The organism is Micromonospora foliorum, assembly GCF_022229015.1.
Classification (GTDB): domain Bacteria; phylum Actinomycetota; class Actinomycetes; order Mycobacteriales; family Micromonosporaceae; genus Micromonospora; species Micromonospora foliorum.
The window spans coordinates 1-14,586 of the sequence record NZ_JAKKFF010000061.1 but is presented as its reverse complement, the minus strand read 5'-3'; the positions used below and the strand labels follow the sequence as shown (position 1 = coordinate 14,586).

Genomic DNA, 14,586 nt, shown 5'->3' with positions numbered 1-14,586 from the left:
GGGCAGCGGGGGTCACCCGCCGCCCCCGGCCGATGTCAGAGGTCGAGCAGCCGCAGCGCCACGGCGTCGGCCAGTGCCTGGTTGCCGGCGTCGTTCGGGTGGATGTGGTCCCCCGAGTCGTACGCGGGCAGCAGCTGGCTGGGCCGTGCCGGGTCGCGCAGCACCCGGTCGAAGTCGAGCAGCCCGTCGAACTCCCGACTGCCGCGCAGGTACGCGTTCACCGCCTGGCGGGTGGCCTCCTTCTGCGGCGTCCACACGCCCGGCGCGCCGTGCCCCTCGTACGGCGTCAGCGTCGCCACCAGGCTGGTCAGCCCGCGCTGCTGGAGCTGCTGGTTGATCTGCCGCAGCGTGCCGATGATCGCCTCGGGTGTGTCGTTCGACATCCAGATGTCGTTGATGCCCAGGTGGGTGACGACGGTACGCACCCCGGTCTGGGGAAAGACGTCCTCGTTGAGCCGGGCCGCCGCGTTCGGGCCGAGCTGGTAGTAGCCGGGGTAGTTGCCGTCGCCCGGCTCGGTGCCCTCGTGGTTGAGCCGGTTGCCGGCCAGGCTCAGGTTGAGCACGCCCGGGGTGCGCCTGTCCGGCCGGTCGGCGAGCAGCCGGTCGGAGAGCAGGTCGGGCCAGCGCCGGTTGGCGTTGACGGTGCTGCCGTTGCCGTCGCCGATGGAGTCGCTGAGCACGACCAGCGCGCCGGGGCTGCCCTTGCGCTGCACGTCGACGCCGGAGAGGAAGAACCAGCAGCAGGTGGGACGGATGGTGAAGCCGGTGCCCTCGGCGGCCCCGGTCAGGTCCCCCGCGCCGATGAAGTTGGCCTGCTGGGACTGCCCGTGGAACGTGGTCGGGCCGGTCGGCGTCGGGAAGTGCAGGGTGACCACGAGGTCACTGTCGTCGGCGACCGGGAAGGCCAACGGGTCGCTGAGCAGCTCCGCGCCCCGGTTCATGGTCGCCGTGGTGGCGCCGGTGAAGGTCAGCGGGCGCACCGACGCGGCGTCGATGTCGGAGAGGTCGTCGGGGGTCGCGGTGTTCGGCCGGGCGACGGTGGCGCGACCGACAGTGACCGCCTGCTCGCCGTAGAGGTTGCTCAGGCGGACCCGCAGCGCCGGGCCGCCCACCGACACGTGCACGATCATCCGGACGCTCTGGTCGTTGAGGCCGGTGTTGGTCAACCCGACCGAGTTGCCCCGGGTGACCGCGGTGGCCCAGCTGCCCGCCCACTCGGCGCGGTCGGGTCGGTCGGCGGCGGTGCCGGACGGACCGGCGCTGGCGACGACGGCGGGTGCGCCGGCGACCAACAGCGCGGCCGCGGCGGCGATGACATGCCATCTCTTCGGGGTTGCCGTTGCCATGGAACCTCCATCGTGTGGCAGCCCAGGGCCGTCCGCTGACGGCGCCCGCCTGGACGATGGTCCAGAAACCTAGCCGCCGCCGCTGACGGGCGTCAATCAACCTGATCGACGCGATCAAATGTCCGGCGGGCCGCTCGGATCGCCCGTCGGCACGGTTCCGACCAGCCGTTTCCCGCCTAGGCTTCCAGGCGGCGGCGGTGCGGTCGCCCAAGCGCGCCACCGTCGCGTCGTCGCCGGGAGCTGCCCGGGGACCGCCGCTTTCTGGGATGGGGGCTGCCGGATGACTGACGGACCCGGGCACACCACGACCTACGTGCACAGGGTGTTGGAGCTCTTCGCCGAATTCGGCGACCGGGAGGCGTTGGTCGGCGGCGGTCGGCGTCTCACTTACACCGACGCCGCCGCGCGGGTCCGGGCGATGGCCGCGACGTTGACCCGGCACGGCGTACGGCCCGGGTCGGCGGTGCTGGTGACCGTCGCGAACGCGGTGGAGGGTCCGCTGCTGCAACTCGCCCTGCATCTGCTCGGCTGCCGGACGATGTGGGTCGCCCCGGTGACCGCGCGCCGGGAGGTCGACGAGTTCATCCGGTTGGCCGGCCCGGACGCCCTGGTCTACGACGCCCGGGACCGGGCCAGTCTGGGCCCGGAGCTGGCCGCCGCGCTGCCCGGCACACCGGTGTGCTGCCTGGGCGCGGGCGGCGCCGGACCCGATCTCACCGCCGACGCCGACGCCGACGTGACGGAGCTGCCGGCGCCCGTGCCGGCGCCCGAGTCGTTCCTGCAGACCAGCGGCACCACCGGAAGCCCCAAGCTGGTGCACCACCGGGAGAGCTTCTACGCCCAGATCCTCGCCCTGGCCGCCGAGTTCCGCGCCGCCGGGTTCCCGCTGCTGCGGCACCTGTCGCACTCGCCGATGTGGCTGGCCAGCGGGCAGATCACCACCCTGTTCAACCTGTTCACCGGCGGGGTGCTGGTTCTGCGCGACGACTGGGACCCGGTGGCCTTCGTGGACACCGTGCAGCGGGAGCGGATCAACTCGACCTTCGTCACCCCGCCGATGCTCTACGAGGTGTTGGACCACCCGGCGCTGGTCGGCGCGGACTTCTCCGCCATGTTCATGTTCAACGTGGGCGCCGGGCCCGCCGCGCCCGCCCGGCTGCGCCAGGCCGTCGCGCGGTTCGGCCCGGTGCTGCGCATCGTGTACGGCCTCAGCGAGGCGGTCGTGATCACCGCGCTGCCCGGGCTGACCGACGATCCGGAGCACCCGGAACGGCTGCGCTCCTGCGGGCGGCCCTACGGCGACGTCCGCATCGAGATCCGCGACGACGACGGTGCGGTGCTGCCGACGGGCCGCGACGGCACGGTGTGGGTGCGCACCCGACTGAGCTTCGCCGGCTACCACGGTCAGCCTGAGCTGACCGCGCAGACGCTCGTCGACGGGTGGGTGCGGACCCGCGACATCGGCCACCTCGACGACGACGGCTACCTCTACCTGGTCGACCGGGCAGACGACGCGATCCTCACGCAACGGCGGAGCTGGCCGATCTTCTGCCGCCCGATCGAGGACGTGCTGGCCGGGCACCCGCAGGTACGGGCCGCCGCCGTGATCGGCGTGCCGGACGAGACGGCCGGCGAGGTCCCGTACGCGTTCGTGGTGCTCGGGCCGGGCGCGACGGTCACCGGGGCGGAGCTGATCGACCTGGTGACCGTCGAACTCAACGAGATGTGGGCACCGGCCGGTGTGGAGTTCGTCGACCGGCTGCCGGTGAACCGGTCGATGAAGGTGGACAAGCGGGCGCTGCGCGCGCGGTACGCGGCGCGTCGGGCGGCGGCGGTCGGGGCGTGACCCCCCGCCGGCAACTTGTCGTCCTGGTCAGCGCGGACCTGATCTCCAACCTGGGCACCCGCATCTCGGTGGTGACCATCCCGTGGCTGGTGCTGGTCACGACCGGCAGCCCCACCAAGATGGGTCTGGTCGCGTTCGCCGAGACCCTGCCGTACCTGCTGTCCAGCGCGTTGGGCACACCCTGGGCGGACCGGATCGGCCTGCGCCGTACCTCGATCCTCTGCGACGCCGGCAGCGCGGTGGCGATGGTCGTCGTCGCGCTGACCCCGTGGTTGGGCTTCGCCCCACTGGTGGCACTCGTCGCGGTGGCCGGTGCGCTACGGGGCATCGGGGACCGGGTGAAGCACGTGATGTTCCGCCCGGTCGCGGAGGCCGCCGGAGTGCCGCTGATCCGACTGACCTCCGCGTACGACGGGCTCAGCCGGGTGATGACCCTGTTCGGCGCCGCCGTGGGCGGCCTGCTGATCGCCGCGTTCGGGGTGACCGAGGCGATCCTCATCGACGCGGCCAGCTTCGGCGTCTGCGCGCTGCTCATCGGCGTCCTGGTCCGCCCGCCGGCCGCCCCGACGCAACCCGCCCAGCCGGAGAGTTACCTGCGCGCGCTGCGGGGCGGCTTCAGCTACCTGGGCCGGGACTGGCCGCTGCTCGGCATGCTCGCCGTCATCTCGGCGCTGAACATGGTGGCCAACGCCAGCGTGGCCGTCTACATCCCGGTCTGGGTCGCCCGGGAGCTGCACGGCCCGAGCGGTCTCGGCCTGGTGCTGGCGGCGTTCTCGGCGGGCGCGCTGCTGGGCAACCTGGTGTTCACCGCGCTCGGGCCCCGGCTGCCCCGACGGCTAACGTTCCTGGTCGGCGCGCTGGTCGCCGGCACGCCCCGGCTGGTGGCGCTGGCGATCAGCGACGAACTGCCGGTCGTGCTCGTGGTGACGTTCCTGTCCGGAATCGGCATCGCGGCGGTCAACCCGCTGCTCGGGGTGGCGCTCTACGAGCGGGTGCCGCCGGAGTTGCAGACCCGGGTGATCGGCATCGCCGGTTCGTTGGCGTTCGTCGGGTTGCCGGTCGGCGCGCTGCTCGGCGGCTGGTCGGTGGACGCTCTGGGGCTCACCCCGGCCCTGCTGACCATGGCGGCCGTGTGCCTGGTGGTCACCGCGTACCCGCTGTTGCACCGGGCGTCCGGCCCGGAGACGTCAGCGCGGCCCACCCCCGTCGCCACCCGGTAAACCCGTTGCGGGCCCGGCGCGGCTGCCGCAGGCTCGGACCGATGAGCGCGCAGCCGCCTCCGGGCGTCCCGGTGACCAACGCCGCCGTGGCCGACCGGATCGACGAGACACTGGTCCGCCGGCTGGTGGCCGAGCAGTTCCCCCGGTGGGCGGATCTGCCGGTCCGCCCCGTCGAGGTCGACGGGTGGGACAACCGCACATTCCACCTGGGCGAGGAGATGAGCGTACGGCTGCCCAGCGGCGCCGGGTACGCCCTCCAGGTCGCCAAGGAGCAGCGCTGGCTGCCGGTGCTCGGGCCACAGTTGCCGGTGGAGATCCCCGTGCCGCTGGCCCACGGCCGGCCCGGGGCCGGATACCCGTACCCGTGGTCGGTCTACCGGTGGATCGACGGGCGGACCGCCCGCGCCGAGCGGATCGACGACCTGTCCCGGTTCGCCACCGACCTCGCCGCCTTCCTGCGCGCCCTGCGCCGCGTGGACGCCACCGACGGCCCGGCGCCCGGCCCGCACAGCGCCTGGCGGGGTGGCCCGCTGTCCACGTACGACGCCGAGACCCGGGCGGCGATCGAGACGCACCGCGACCGGGTCCCCGTCGGCGTGGTCACCGACATCTGGCAGGCCGCCCTCGACGCCACCTGGACCGGGCCGGCGGTCTGGTTCCACGGCGACGTCGCGGACGGTAACCTGCTGGTCCACGACGGCCGACTCGCCGCGGTCATCGACTTCGGCTGCTCCGGCGTGGGTGACCCGGCGTGCGACACCGTGATCGCCTGGACCCTGCTGCACGGCCCCAGCCGGGCCGCCTTCCGGGCCGCGCTCGGTCTCGACGACGCCACCTGGGCCCGGGGACGAGGCTGGGCGCTGTGGAAGGCGCTCATCACCCTGGACGATCGGGACCCGACCAAGGCCGAGGGAGCCGGGCAGGTGCTCGGCGAACTCCTCGCGGAGCACAGCGTGGCCCGCTGAACCCGTACCGGCCGGGCCGGTCAGCGGGCGGCCCGGGCCGGGGTGGCGTGTTCGGTGCGGCAGCTCGGGCAGCGCAGTCGCGTCCCCGCGGCCGTCCGGGGCACCCGTAGCCGCTGCCCGCAGCGGCAGGTCACCACCGGGGCCGACGCCCGCAGGTATTCGTCCCGCTCCCGGCGCGGCCACCGGCCGTGACAGCGGGCGCACCACTTCGGGGGGTAGCTGTGGTAGTGGGCCAGGCCGAACGCGCCCGCGACCATCAGCGCGGCGGGAACCAGCAGACCGAGCGGCGCGAGCAGCGCGGTCGGCACTCCCCCAACGCCGTCCGACACCAGCACGGCGACCACGGTAAGCACGACCACCGGCACACCGAGCACTGTGAACCCGAAACCCCAGGCGAAGGCCAGCAGGGCCGGCAGGAACATCCACATGGCGCCGGGCGCCCACCGGCGGACCCCGTACCCGCCGCAGTGTGGGCAGTTCGGCGAGGCGCTGTGCGGCAACGACCGCAGCGCCTTCGGCGCGAGCCACTGAACCAGAAGCTTGAGGATCTCCTCGACCAGTTTCGTCGCGAGGGCCTGAAGGAACGAACCGAGCATGCGGTCACCTCCCTCGCCGATGGACTCTGCGGTCAGCCCACCGCCCATGGTGAGTGGTGGGTGCCAACAGCCCACCCCAGCGCGCCGACGTCGCAGCGCCCACGACGCCAATCCGACAGCCCTCGCGCGTTGTTCGTCGGACGTTCGGCTGCTGGCCGCGCTGGCGTTGGCGGGGGCGGCTAGCGTCCACCGTCGTCACCGCACCTGGAGGCTGCCGCGCATGACGTCGTCACCCACCCGCCGCCGCACCGCCGAGGTCACCGCCGTGCGCCGGATCGGCGACAGCGCCCCGCACAGCGCGTTCACCGACCTCGTCCGGTACGCCGGAAGCTGGTTCTGCGCCTTCCGGGAGGCCCGGACCCACCTCAGCGACGACGGCGTGATCCGGGTGCTGACCTCGACCGACGGCCGGTCCTGGGCTTCCGCGACGGTCATCGCGCAGGCCGGCGTCGACCTGCGCGACCCGCGCTTCGTGACGCGACCCGACGGGCGGCTGCAACTGCTGGCGGCGGCGGCCACCGGCGAAGCCACCGGCGCAGCCGCCAGCGAAGCCGCCATGACCTTCCAGACGGTGACCTGGCTCTCCACCGACGGGCACGCCTGGGGCGATCCCACCCCGGTGGGCGAGCCCGGCGTCTGGGTGTGGCGGGCGGCCTGGCACGACGGTGCGATGTACGGCGTCGGCTACGCCACCCGGGAGCCGAGGTTCGCCCGGCTCTACCGCAGCACCGACGGGGTGGACCTGCGGCCCTGGGTGCCGACGCTGTTCGAGGACGGGTACCCCAACGAGTCCGGTCTGGTCTTCGACCCGGACGGCACCGCCCGGTGCCTGCTGCGCCGGGACGAGGCCACCGCGAGCGCGCAGCTCGGCCGGGCCGTGCCGCCGTACCGGGACTGGACCTGGACCGACCTGGGTGTCCAGGTGGGCGGGCCGACGCTGCTCCGGCTGCCCGACGGGCTGCTGCTGGCCGGGGTCCGCCTGCACGACGGCAGGGTCCGCACCGCGATCTGCGTCGTCGACCCCGACCGGGGCGAGCTGACCGAACTGGTCGCGCTGCCCTCCGGCGGCGACACCAGCTACCCCGGCCTGGTGTGGCACGACGACCTGCTGTGGGTCAGTTACTACTCGTCCCACGAGGGGCAGACCTGTGTCTACCTGGCCGAGGTCAGCCTGACCGGCTGAGCCTGGCCCGGCAGCCCGGCGGTCGGCTAGCGTGCCGACATGCCATCGACGTTCACCGAATCGACGGACCCGTACTGTCTGCGCCCGGGGGAGGCCGTCGAGCTGCTGCACGGGCACCCGTGGCGGCGGTTCGTGGCGCTCGGCGACAGCGTCGTGGAGGGCATGTGTGAGCCGACACCGGGCTACCCGGACGTGCAGTGGGTGGACCGGGTCGCCGCCGAGCTGACCGCGGTGCGCCCCGAGCTGGCGTACCGGAATCTGGGTCGACGCGGGCTGCGCGCGCACCAGGTGCGGGCCACCCAGCTCGCACCGGCGCTGGCCTTCGCACCGGATCTGGCGCTTGTCGTCTGCGGCGGCAACGACGCCTTCCACCCGGCGTACGACGCGGAGGCGGTGGACGCCGAGCTGACCGCGATGATCACCGCGCTGCGCGACGTGGGCGCCGACGTGATCACCGTGGGCATGTTCGACGTCTCGCACAGCCCCGCGGTGCCCGAACACCTCCGGGCCAGCCTGGGCGAACGAATGCGCCGCCTCTCGGCACACACGGCAAACCTGGCCCAACGCCTCGGCACCCTCCACGTGCACCTGACCGACCACCCCCTGACGGCCGACCCCACCCTCTACAGCACCGACGGCCGCCACGGCAGCGCCCGCAGCGACGCCATAGCAACAGCCCAAACCCTCCGCACCCTCTCCCACCAACTCCCCCCCGCCTCGCCTTAGCTCCCCTCGCCTCGGTGATCAAGAGATTTGCGTCAGGAAGATGGCCTTCCTTGACCGAAACCTCTTGATCACCGCGTAGGGGCGGGGTCAGGCGGTTAGGAGGATTCCGGTTAGGAGGACGCCGTGGGCCAGGTTGAGGATTCCGTCGCAGCCGGGGTAGCCGACTCTCGCCAGGCCGCCGGAGGCGTGCCGGCCGAACAGGTACGGGGCCAGGGAGTACGGGACGTCGGCGGTGACCGTCTCACCGGTCTCGATCTGGACGAAGTCCATCGACACCCGGTCGGTCGGCAGGTACTCCTGCAGGATGGCGCCACCCCGCTCGACGGCGGCGCGCACACCGTCGGCCCAGTCCGCCGCGCTCAACTCCGGGCCGAGCAGCACGCCGTGCCCGGCCGAACCGTCGGCCGGCTTCGCCACAAGCGTGGCCTGCTCGGCGATGGCCCGGTCGAGCACCGCGGCGGTCAACGGCACCGTGTACGGCACGTGCCGGCGGATCAGCGCCTGGTCGTCGGCCGGCAACCCGTCCACGTCCTCCCACAGCCAGGCGAACGTGGTCTTGTTGCCGAGCAGCCAGGCCGCCGCCGACACGAACATCGGTAGGGTGCCGGCGGCGAGGGCCAGGGCCACCGCGTCCAGGCCGGCAGTCGGGGTGACCCGGTTGGGCACGAAGAGCCGGAACAGCGCGTCGACCGGTGCGCCGTCGACGACCAGGCGGTTGTCGGCGTCCAGGGTGGCGGTGGAGACCGGGGCGATGACCAGGTCGATGCCGAAGTCCCGGGCCCGTACGGCGAGGGGGTCGAGGATCCGGATGAACGTCTGCGGGTCGTCGAGGCCCGGGTAGTCGACGTCGAAGTCCATCAGCAGCGCCACCCGGGCGCCCTCGGGCAGTCGCAGTTCCTCGCGGATCGCCACGAACCGCTGGTCCAGCAACGACGGCGCGGCCCGCACCGGCAGGTCGTCGAGGATGCCCCGCTCCCGGTAGAGGTGCGCGAACCGCTGGATGACGGTGTCGGCGTCGAACCCGCCGCCGAGGCTGCTGTCGATGTTGTACTCGACGAACTTCGGCACCCCGGCGGAGAAGATCACGTCCGGGCGGTACGCGGCCAGCAGCGCCTCGGTCAGCGGCTCGGACTCGTCCAGCAGCCGGGTCTCCCCCGCCGGTACGCCGAGCAGCCGGCGCAGTTCACCGGCGGTGCCGGCCCGACGACGGCAGGCGTCGAGGATGAGCTGGGCGAGCCGGTCGCAGACCTCGTTGAGGTGCCGCCAGGCGTCGGCGGTAAGCACCGGGGGGCGGGCCAACCGCCACTGCTTGTTGTAGGTGGCCCGGCCGTGGAAGACCTGCTCCCAGGCCGCCGCCCCGCTGGCCACCATGGCCCGACGGGCCGGCTCCGGCAGGTCGGTCCAGGCCCGGTCGGCCGCCGGCCACGGATAGTTCGGGTCGATCATGAGGAGTCCTTCATGGTCAGGTGGATGGCGGTGGCGAGCTGGTCTCGGCCGGGCTGCACGGCCCGGTCGAGTGCGGGGGCGAACGGCAGCACCGCCCCGTCCGGTCGGGTGACCCGGCGCGGCGGGGCGAGCAGGGGGACCCGTTCCACCACCGAGGCGATGATCTCGGCGGCCATCCCGCAGGAACGGTTGGCGTCGTCGAGCACCACGAGCCGCCCGGTGCGGGCCACCGACTCGGTGAGACCGTCGATGTCGAAGGGGTAGAGCGTGCGCGGGTCGAACACCTCCACCGAGACCTGGTCGGCCACCTCCTCGGCGACCGCGAGCGCGTCGTGCACCAGGTGCCCGATCGCGACCACTGTCACGTCGTCGCCGAAGCGGTGGATCCGGCCCCGGCCCAGCGGCACCGGCGCCAGGTCGTCGACGTCGTCGCGCAGGTCCATCGCGCCGGCCGGCGCGAACACCACCACCGGGTCGTCGTGGCGGATCGCGGTGACCAGCAGCCCGTACGCGTCGGCCGGGGTGGCCGGCACGACGGTGACCACGCCGACGTGGGCGAAGAGGCTGTACGGGTGGTCGGAGTGCTGCCCAGCCCACCCGGTACGCGAGCCGGAGCCGGGCACCAGATAGGTGACGGGGACACTGCACTGCCCGCCGGTCATCAGCGGGAACTTGTGCGCGTGGTTGACGATCTGCTCGAAGACCAGGAACAGCAGTGACGGGATCTGGAACTCGATCACCGGCCGCAGCCCGGCCAGCGCCGCCCCGGTGGCGAAGCTGGTGAACGCCTGCTCCGACAGGGGGGTGTCGCGGACGCGTTCGGTCCCGAACCGCTTGGCTAGCCCGGTGGTCACCAGTGACGCCCCGACCTGGACGTCCTCGCCGAGGACAAAGACCGCCTCGTCGCGGGTCAACTCGTCGGCGAGGGCCCGGGTCAGCGCCCGGCGGTACGACAGTCGGGGCACCTCAGCCACCTCCGGTGCGCACGGTCATTCAGCCACCTCCGGTGCGGGCGGTCAGGCCGCTGGCGTACAGGTAGGTCAACGCGTCGGCCGGGTCGGGTTCCGGGCTGTTCAGGGCGAACCGCACCGCCGCGTCGAGGGTCGCCTCGACCTCGGCGTCCACGGCGGCGCGGTCGGCGTCGGTGAGGCGTTCGCCCTGGATGCGCACCGGGTCCCGGGCCCGACCACGGGTCACCTCGTCGGGCGGGCGGTAGTCGTCGAGGCGTACCGCGTGTTCGAAGGTGTGGTGGGCGTCGAAGCGGTAGGTCCGGGCCTCGATCAGCTCGGGGCCGCCGCCGGCGCGCATCCGGTCGACGGCGGCGGACGCGGCGACGCGTACCGTCTCGGGGTCCTGGCCGTCGACCTGGACGGCCGGGAGGTCGAACGCGGCGGCCCGGCCGGCGATGCTGCCGGCCACCGCGCCGGCGACCGGCATGGTGGTGGCGTAGCCGTTGTTCTCGCAGACGAACAGCACCGGCACCCGCCAGAGCGCGGCCAGGTTGAACGCCTCCAGCAGCATCCCCTCGTTGACCGCGCCGTCGCCGAAGAAGCTCACCCCGACGGTGTCGCGGCCCCGGCGGCGGTGCGCCCAGACCGCGCCCGTGATGATCGCCCCGGAGGCGCCGACGATCGCGTTGGCGCCGAGCACGCCGATGCTCAGGTCGGCGGCGTGCATCGAACCGCCCCGGCCGGCGTTGAGGCCGGTGACCCGGCCGCACAGCTCGGCGAGCATCCGGGCCGGGTCGGCCCCGCGGGCCAGGACGTGCCCGTGCCCGCGGTGGGTGCCGGCGAGCACGTCGTCGGCACCCAGCGCGGCGCAGACGCCGGCGGCGATCCCCTCCTGACCGAGGTACGGGTGGATGCCGCCGACGATCTGCCCGCCGTGGACCAGCTCCACCGCCCGTTCCTCGAACCGGCGGATCAGCCGGACCGTGCGGTAGAGCCGGACCGGGTCGGCGTCGGTCACGCAGGCCCCTTGATGGCGGCCAGGATGTCGTCCCAGAGCCGGGCCCGGGCAGCGAGGGCGGTGTTGACCGTGTCGGCGCACTCCTGCCACTTGGTGTCGTCGTCGCCGCACAGGTCGGCGAGCATCTGCATGGCCATCGGGGTGTGCTGTTCACCGTCGACCTCGATGTGCCGCTCCAGGTAGTCGACGAAGGTGTGCAGCCGGTTGCTGTGCTCGTTGACCGAGACGACCTGGGTGAACATGTCCGGGATCAGGTCCTCGCGGCCGAACGCGAAGGCCGCCGCCTGGCAGTGCACCGGGGTGGACTCGATGATCTGCCAGGTGGTCGCGGCGAACCTCGCCGACGCGGCCGGCACCCCGGCCTCGGTGAGCGCCTCGGTGACCGGTCGGCCGGCGCGCAGCAGGTCGACCAGGGCGGTCACCGCCGTGGTGTCCGCGCCGGCCTCGGCCATTCCCCGCACGTACAGCTCGAAGTGGCTGATGTAGCCGCCGCCCAGCTCGTCGCTCTCCTCGACCATGACGATGTCGTTGATGAGGCGGCGGCTGCCGGTCGGGCCGGTCGGGATCCACGGCACGGTGACGCAGGTCAGTTGCCGTTGCAGCGACTTCAGCAGGGACATGAAGTCCCAGACCGCGAAGACGTGGTGCTCCATGAAGGTGACCAACGCCTTGTGGGTGTCCAGGTTGGCGTAGAGCGGGTGCTTGACCACGGCGTCGCGCCGGTCGGTCACCGCCCGCTCCAACCGCTCGATGCCCGGGTGCGTCTTACCCCAGTCGTACCGTGACATGTCAGCCTCCCTGCTGGGCGTGGTGGCGCCAGATGACCGGGCAGTAGTCGGGGTCCGCGTAGTCCGGCCGCCCGTCGTGGGTGCGGCGGACCAGCACGTCGTGGTTGTACGCGGCGAGCGTGCCGTCGGAGAGCGGAAACTCCCGCCAGGCGTTGTCGCCGTCCTGCAGGTGCAGCGAGATCGCCTGTCGGGGGCGACCGCTCACGTTGGGGCCGCTGCCGTGGTAGGTGCGGCAGTGGTGGAAGCTCATATGTCCCTTGGGGATCACCATCGGGACCTTGCGGATCTCCACGCCGTTGTACGCGGCGTTCTCGGCCAGCATCTCCTCCAGCTGGCTGCGGTCCCGGTCGGCGAAGTGCCGCACCACGGTGTCGTCCGCGCCGATCTCCTTCCACCGGTGCGAGCCGTCGACCATGGTGATGGTGCCCATCTCCTCCCCGCAGTCGTGGAAGGGGATGAACGCGGTGAGCATCTTCTCCGACGACGAGGACGCCCAGTAGTGCTTGTCGAAGTGCCAGGGCACGATGTTGCTCGGCTCGCCGGAGATCGGCGGCTTGTAGATCAGCGTGGCCTGGAAGACCCGGATCTCGTCGGCCTGGGCGAGCCGGGCGGCGACCGCGCCGATCAGCGGCTTGCGCAGGATCGCGCCGAACCCGTCGTGCTCGTGGTGGACGTAGTCGTTGTGCCGCTGCACCGGCCCCCGGGACGGCTCCCAGTAGGCGAGTTTCGGCGGACGGACGGGCAGCCGACGGTCGCGCTCGCCGTCGTAGTAGCGCTGCGCGGCGGCGGTGAGGGCGTCCACCTCGTCGTCGGTGAAGAGCTTCTTCGACAGGTACCAGCCGTGCTCGGCGTAGTGCCGAACGTCGTCGTCGGACGGCAACAGCGCCTGCTCCTGCGCGGTCAGCGTCGGTTCGTAGCCAGTCACGCTCACGCACCCACCCCCTGTGGTGTGGCCGCCACGGCGGCCAGTTCCCGTTCCTTGGCCTCGTAGAGCGCCTTGATGTTGCCGCTGCCGAAGCCCCGCGCGCCGCGCCGCTCGATCAGCTCCAGAAAGAGCGTGCGACGCACGTGCATCGACTCGGCGAAGATCTGCAAGAGCTGGCCGTCGTGGTCGGAGTCGACAAGCACACCCAGCTCACGCAGCCGGTGCAGCGGGGCGTCCACCCGACCGACCCGCGCCTCCAGGGCGTCGTAGTAGCTGGCCGGGGTGCCGGCGAAGCGCACCCCGCGCCGGCCCAGCGCCTCCACCGCGCCGACGATGTCGTCGGTGCGCAGCCCCAGGTGCTGCACTCCCCCACCGGCGTGCTGGTCGAGGAACGCGTCGATCTGCCCCGACCGCCGCGTGCGGTCCGGTTCGAGCAGGACCACGGTGACCCGCCTGGACGGGCTCTGCACCACCTTGGAGTTCATCGCCTGCCCGTCGACCTCGATGTGCTCCTCGAAGATCTGCGCGAAGTCGAACAACGCCTCGAAGTGCCGGACCGTCTCGTCGAGCTGGCCGGGCGGCACGCAGACCGCCAGATGGTCGATCTCGGCGAGCACCGGCGGGTGGCCGTCCGGCGTGGACGCGGCGGTGATGGCACCGGGCAGGAACTCGCCCCGGTCGCCCCGGCGCTGCACCAGCCGGTGCCGCACGTCGGCGAAGCCGTCCACCTCGGCGATCACCACCTCGGCGTCCGCGCCGGTGCGGGTGGTCGGCGGCGTCACGCCGGTCGCACCCCGACCCACCAGCTCGGCGTACGCGGCCGACACGTCGTCGACCTCGACCGCGACGACCGCGATGCCGTCACCGTGGCGCTGTACGTACCGCGCGGCCGGATGCTCGGCGCTCAGCCCGGAGGTGAGCAGCAACCGGATGTCGCCGTGGCAGAGCAGCAGCGAGCGCTGCCCCGCCAGCCCGGTCTCCGGGCCACCCTGGCCGCAGACCTCGAAGCCGACGGCGGTGCTGAAGTAGAAGGCCGCCTGTCGGGCGTCCCCCACATAGAGTTCGATGTGGTCGATACCACGGATGTCCATGTCCCCTGAAACCCCTTCCCACCCGATTCCCCCTGTTGCCGTCCGGGCACGCCCCGCCCGGGATGCCGCCTCGATCACCCCCTCGGCTCGGCGACGCGCGCCAGCAGCAGGCTCACGTTCTGGCCGCCGAACCCGAACGAGTTGGTGACCGCGTACTCCAGGTCGGCCTTGCGGGGCGTGCCACGGATGTGGTCCGCCGGGCAGGCCGGGTCCGGATCGTCGAGGTGGTACGTCGGCGGTAGGAGTCCCCGACCGAGCGCCAGCGCGGTGGCCGCCGCCTCCAGCACCCCGGAGGCGCCCAGCAGGTGACCGGTGAGCGCCTTGGTGGAGCTGACCGGCACGCCGCCGACGCCGAAGACGTCGGCCAGGGCGGTGGTCTCCGCGATGTCACCGAGCTTCGTGCCGGTGCCGTGCGCGTTGACGTAGCCGACCGCCGCCGCCGGCACACCGGCGCTGCGCAGCGCCCGGCGGATGCACGCCGCCGCG

Annotated in this window: 13 protein-coding genes and 1 pseudogene; 5 read left to right on the top strand and 9 right to left on the bottom strand. The window is 72.8% G+C overall.

Features of this window, described 5'->3' with window-relative positions; all coding sequences use genetic code 11:
* Window positions 1-35 precede the first annotated feature (35 nt).
* Window positions 36-1,313: an SGNH/GDSL hydrolase family protein gene (locus tag PSH25_RS05380; protein WP_238657960.1), complete on the bottom strand. Its 1,278-nt coding sequence runs from the start codon at window positions 1,311-1,313 to the stop codon at window positions 36-38.
* A 313-nt stretch (window positions 1,314-1,626) separates the two neighbouring features.
* Here PSH25_RS05380 and PSH25_RS05375 point away from each other — a divergent pair, with 313 nt between their 5' ends.
* Genes PSH25_RS05375 through PSH25_RS05365 form a run of 3 tightly spaced genes read left to right on the top strand, consistent with a single transcriptional unit; the run spans window position 1,627 to window position 5,377 of the window.
* Window positions 1,627-3,192: an AMP-binding protein gene (locus tag PSH25_RS05375; protein WP_238657950.1), complete on the top strand. Its 1,566-nt coding sequence runs from the start codon at window positions 1,627-1,629 to the stop codon at window positions 3,190-3,192.
* Window positions 3,189-4,412 carry an MFS transporter gene (locus PSH25_RS05370; protein ID WP_238657949.1) on the top strand — a complete coding sequence of 408 codons (1,224 nt, stop codon included), beginning with the start codon at window positions 3,189-3,191 and terminating at the stop codon, window positions 4,410-4,412. The genes PSH25_RS05375 and PSH25_RS05370 overlap by 4 nt, the downstream gene beginning before the upstream one ends.
* A 41-nt stretch (window positions 4,413-4,453) precedes the next feature.
* Window positions 4,454-5,377, top strand: coding sequence for an aminoglycoside phosphotransferase family protein (locus PSH25_RS05365; protein WP_238657948.1), 924 nt, complete (start codon window positions 4,454-4,456; stop codon window positions 5,375-5,377).
* A 20-nt stretch (window positions 5,378-5,397) separates the two neighbouring features.
* Here PSH25_RS05365 and PSH25_RS05360 read toward each other — a convergent pair whose 3' ends face one another.
* Window positions 5,398-5,973: a hypothetical protein gene (locus PSH25_RS05360; protein WP_238657947.1), complete on the bottom strand. Its 576-nt coding sequence runs from the start codon at window positions 5,971-5,973 to the stop codon at window positions 5,398-5,400.
* A 220-nt stretch (window positions 5,974-6,193) separates the two neighbouring features.
* On the opposite strand from PSH25_RS05360, the gene PSH25_RS05355 reads away from it, so the two are divergent.
* Both PSH25_RS05355 and PSH25_RS05350 read left to right on the top strand, forming a co-directional pair.
* Window positions 6,194-7,156 carry a sialidase family protein gene (locus PSH25_RS05355; RefSeq protein WP_238657946.1) on the top strand — a complete coding sequence of 321 codons (963 nt, stop codon included), beginning with the start codon at window positions 6,194-6,196 and terminating at the stop codon, window positions 7,154-7,156.
* A 39-nt stretch (window positions 7,157-7,195) separates the two neighbouring features.
* Window positions 7,196-7,882 carry an SGNH/GDSL hydrolase family protein gene (locus tag PSH25_RS05350; RefSeq protein ID WP_238657945.1) on the top strand — a complete coding sequence of 229 codons (687 nt, stop codon included), beginning with the start codon at window positions 7,196-7,198 and terminating at the stop codon, window positions 7,880-7,882.
* 87 nt (window positions 7,883-7,969) lie between these two features.
* On the opposite strand, the gene PSH25_RS05345 is transcribed toward PSH25_RS05350, so the two are convergent.
* The 7 genes and pseudogenes from PSH25_RS05345 to PSH25_RS05315 form a co-directional block, all read right to left on the bottom strand.
* Window positions 7,970-9,328 carry a hypothetical protein gene (locus PSH25_RS05345; RefSeq protein ID WP_238657944.1) on the bottom strand — a complete coding sequence of 453 codons (1,359 nt, stop codon included), beginning with the start codon at window positions 9,326-9,328 and terminating at the stop codon, window positions 7,970-7,972.
* Complete coding sequence (locus PSH25_RS05340) at window positions 9,325-10,293, bottom strand: alpha-ketoacid dehydrogenase subunit beta (RefSeq protein ID WP_238657943.1); 969 nt, start codon at window positions 10,291-10,293, stop codon at window positions 9,325-9,327. Before PSH25_RS05340 ends, PSH25_RS05345 begins: the two co-directional genes overlap by 4 nt.
* Before the next feature lie 28 nt (window positions 10,294-10,321).
* Window positions 10,322-11,296, bottom strand: a complete 975-nt coding sequence (locus tag PSH25_RS05335) for a thiamine pyrophosphate-dependent dehydrogenase E1 component subunit alpha (RefSeq protein ID WP_238657942.1) — start codon at window positions 11,294-11,296, stop codon at window positions 10,322-10,324.
* Window positions 11,293-12,084, bottom strand: a complete 792-nt coding sequence (locus tag PSH25_RS05330; RefSeq protein WP_238657941.1) for a DUF3050 domain-containing protein — start codon at window positions 12,082-12,084, stop codon at window positions 11,293-11,295. Before PSH25_RS05330 ends, PSH25_RS05335 begins: the two co-directional genes overlap by 4 nt.
* Before the next feature lies 1 nt (window position 12,085).
* Complete coding sequence (locus PSH25_RS05325) at window positions 12,086-13,015, bottom strand: phytanoyl-CoA dioxygenase family protein (RefSeq protein ID WP_238657940.1); 930 nt, start codon at window positions 13,013-13,015, stop codon at window positions 12,086-12,088.
* Window positions 13,012-14,100 carry a 4-hydroxyphenylpyruvate dioxygenase gene (gene hppD / locus PSH25_RS05320; RefSeq protein ID WP_238657939.1) on the bottom strand — a complete coding sequence of 363 codons (1,089 nt, stop codon included), beginning with the start codon at window positions 14,098-14,100 and terminating at the stop codon, window positions 13,012-13,014. The genes PSH25_RS05325 and hppD overlap by 4 nt, the downstream gene beginning before the upstream one ends.
* 74 nt (window positions 14,101-14,174) lie before the next feature.
* Window positions 14,175-14,586, bottom strand: a pseudogene (locus PSH25_RS05315) (beta-ketoacyl synthase); the annotation flags it as partial.

Excerpts from the sequence above, each read along its gene's own strand:
- PSH25_RS05375 (WP_238657950.1), top strand. The coding sequence starts at position 1,627 with ATGACTGACGGACCCGGGCACACCACGACCTACGTGCACAGGGTGTTG.
- PSH25_RS05365 (WP_238657948.1), top strand. The coding sequence starts at position 4,454 with ATGAGCGCGCAGCCGCCTCCGGGCGTCCCGGTGACCAACGCCGCCGTG.
- PSH25_RS05360 (WP_238657947.1), bottom strand. The coding sequence starts at position 5,973 with ATGCTCGGTTCGTTCCTTCAGGCCCTCGCGACGAAACTGGTCGAGGAG.
- PSH25_RS05355 (WP_238657946.1), top strand. The coding sequence starts at position 6,194 with ATGACGTCGTCACCCACCCGCCGCCGCACCGCCGAGGTCACCGCCGTG.
- PSH25_RS05350 (WP_238657945.1), top strand. The coding sequence starts at position 7,196 with ATGCCATCGACGTTCACCGAATCGACGGACCCGTACTGTCTGCGCCCG.
- PSH25_RS05345 (WP_238657944.1), bottom strand. The coding sequence starts at position 9,328 with ATGATCGACCCGAACTATCCGTGGCCGGCGGCCGACCGGGCCTGGACC.
- PSH25_RS05330 (WP_238657941.1), bottom strand. The coding sequence starts at position 12,084 with ATGTCACGGTACGACTGGGGTAAGACGCACCCGGGCATCGAGCGGTTG.
- hppD (WP_238657939.1), bottom strand. The coding sequence starts at position 14,100 with ATGGACATCCGTGGTATCGACCACATCGAACTCTATGTGGGGGACGCC.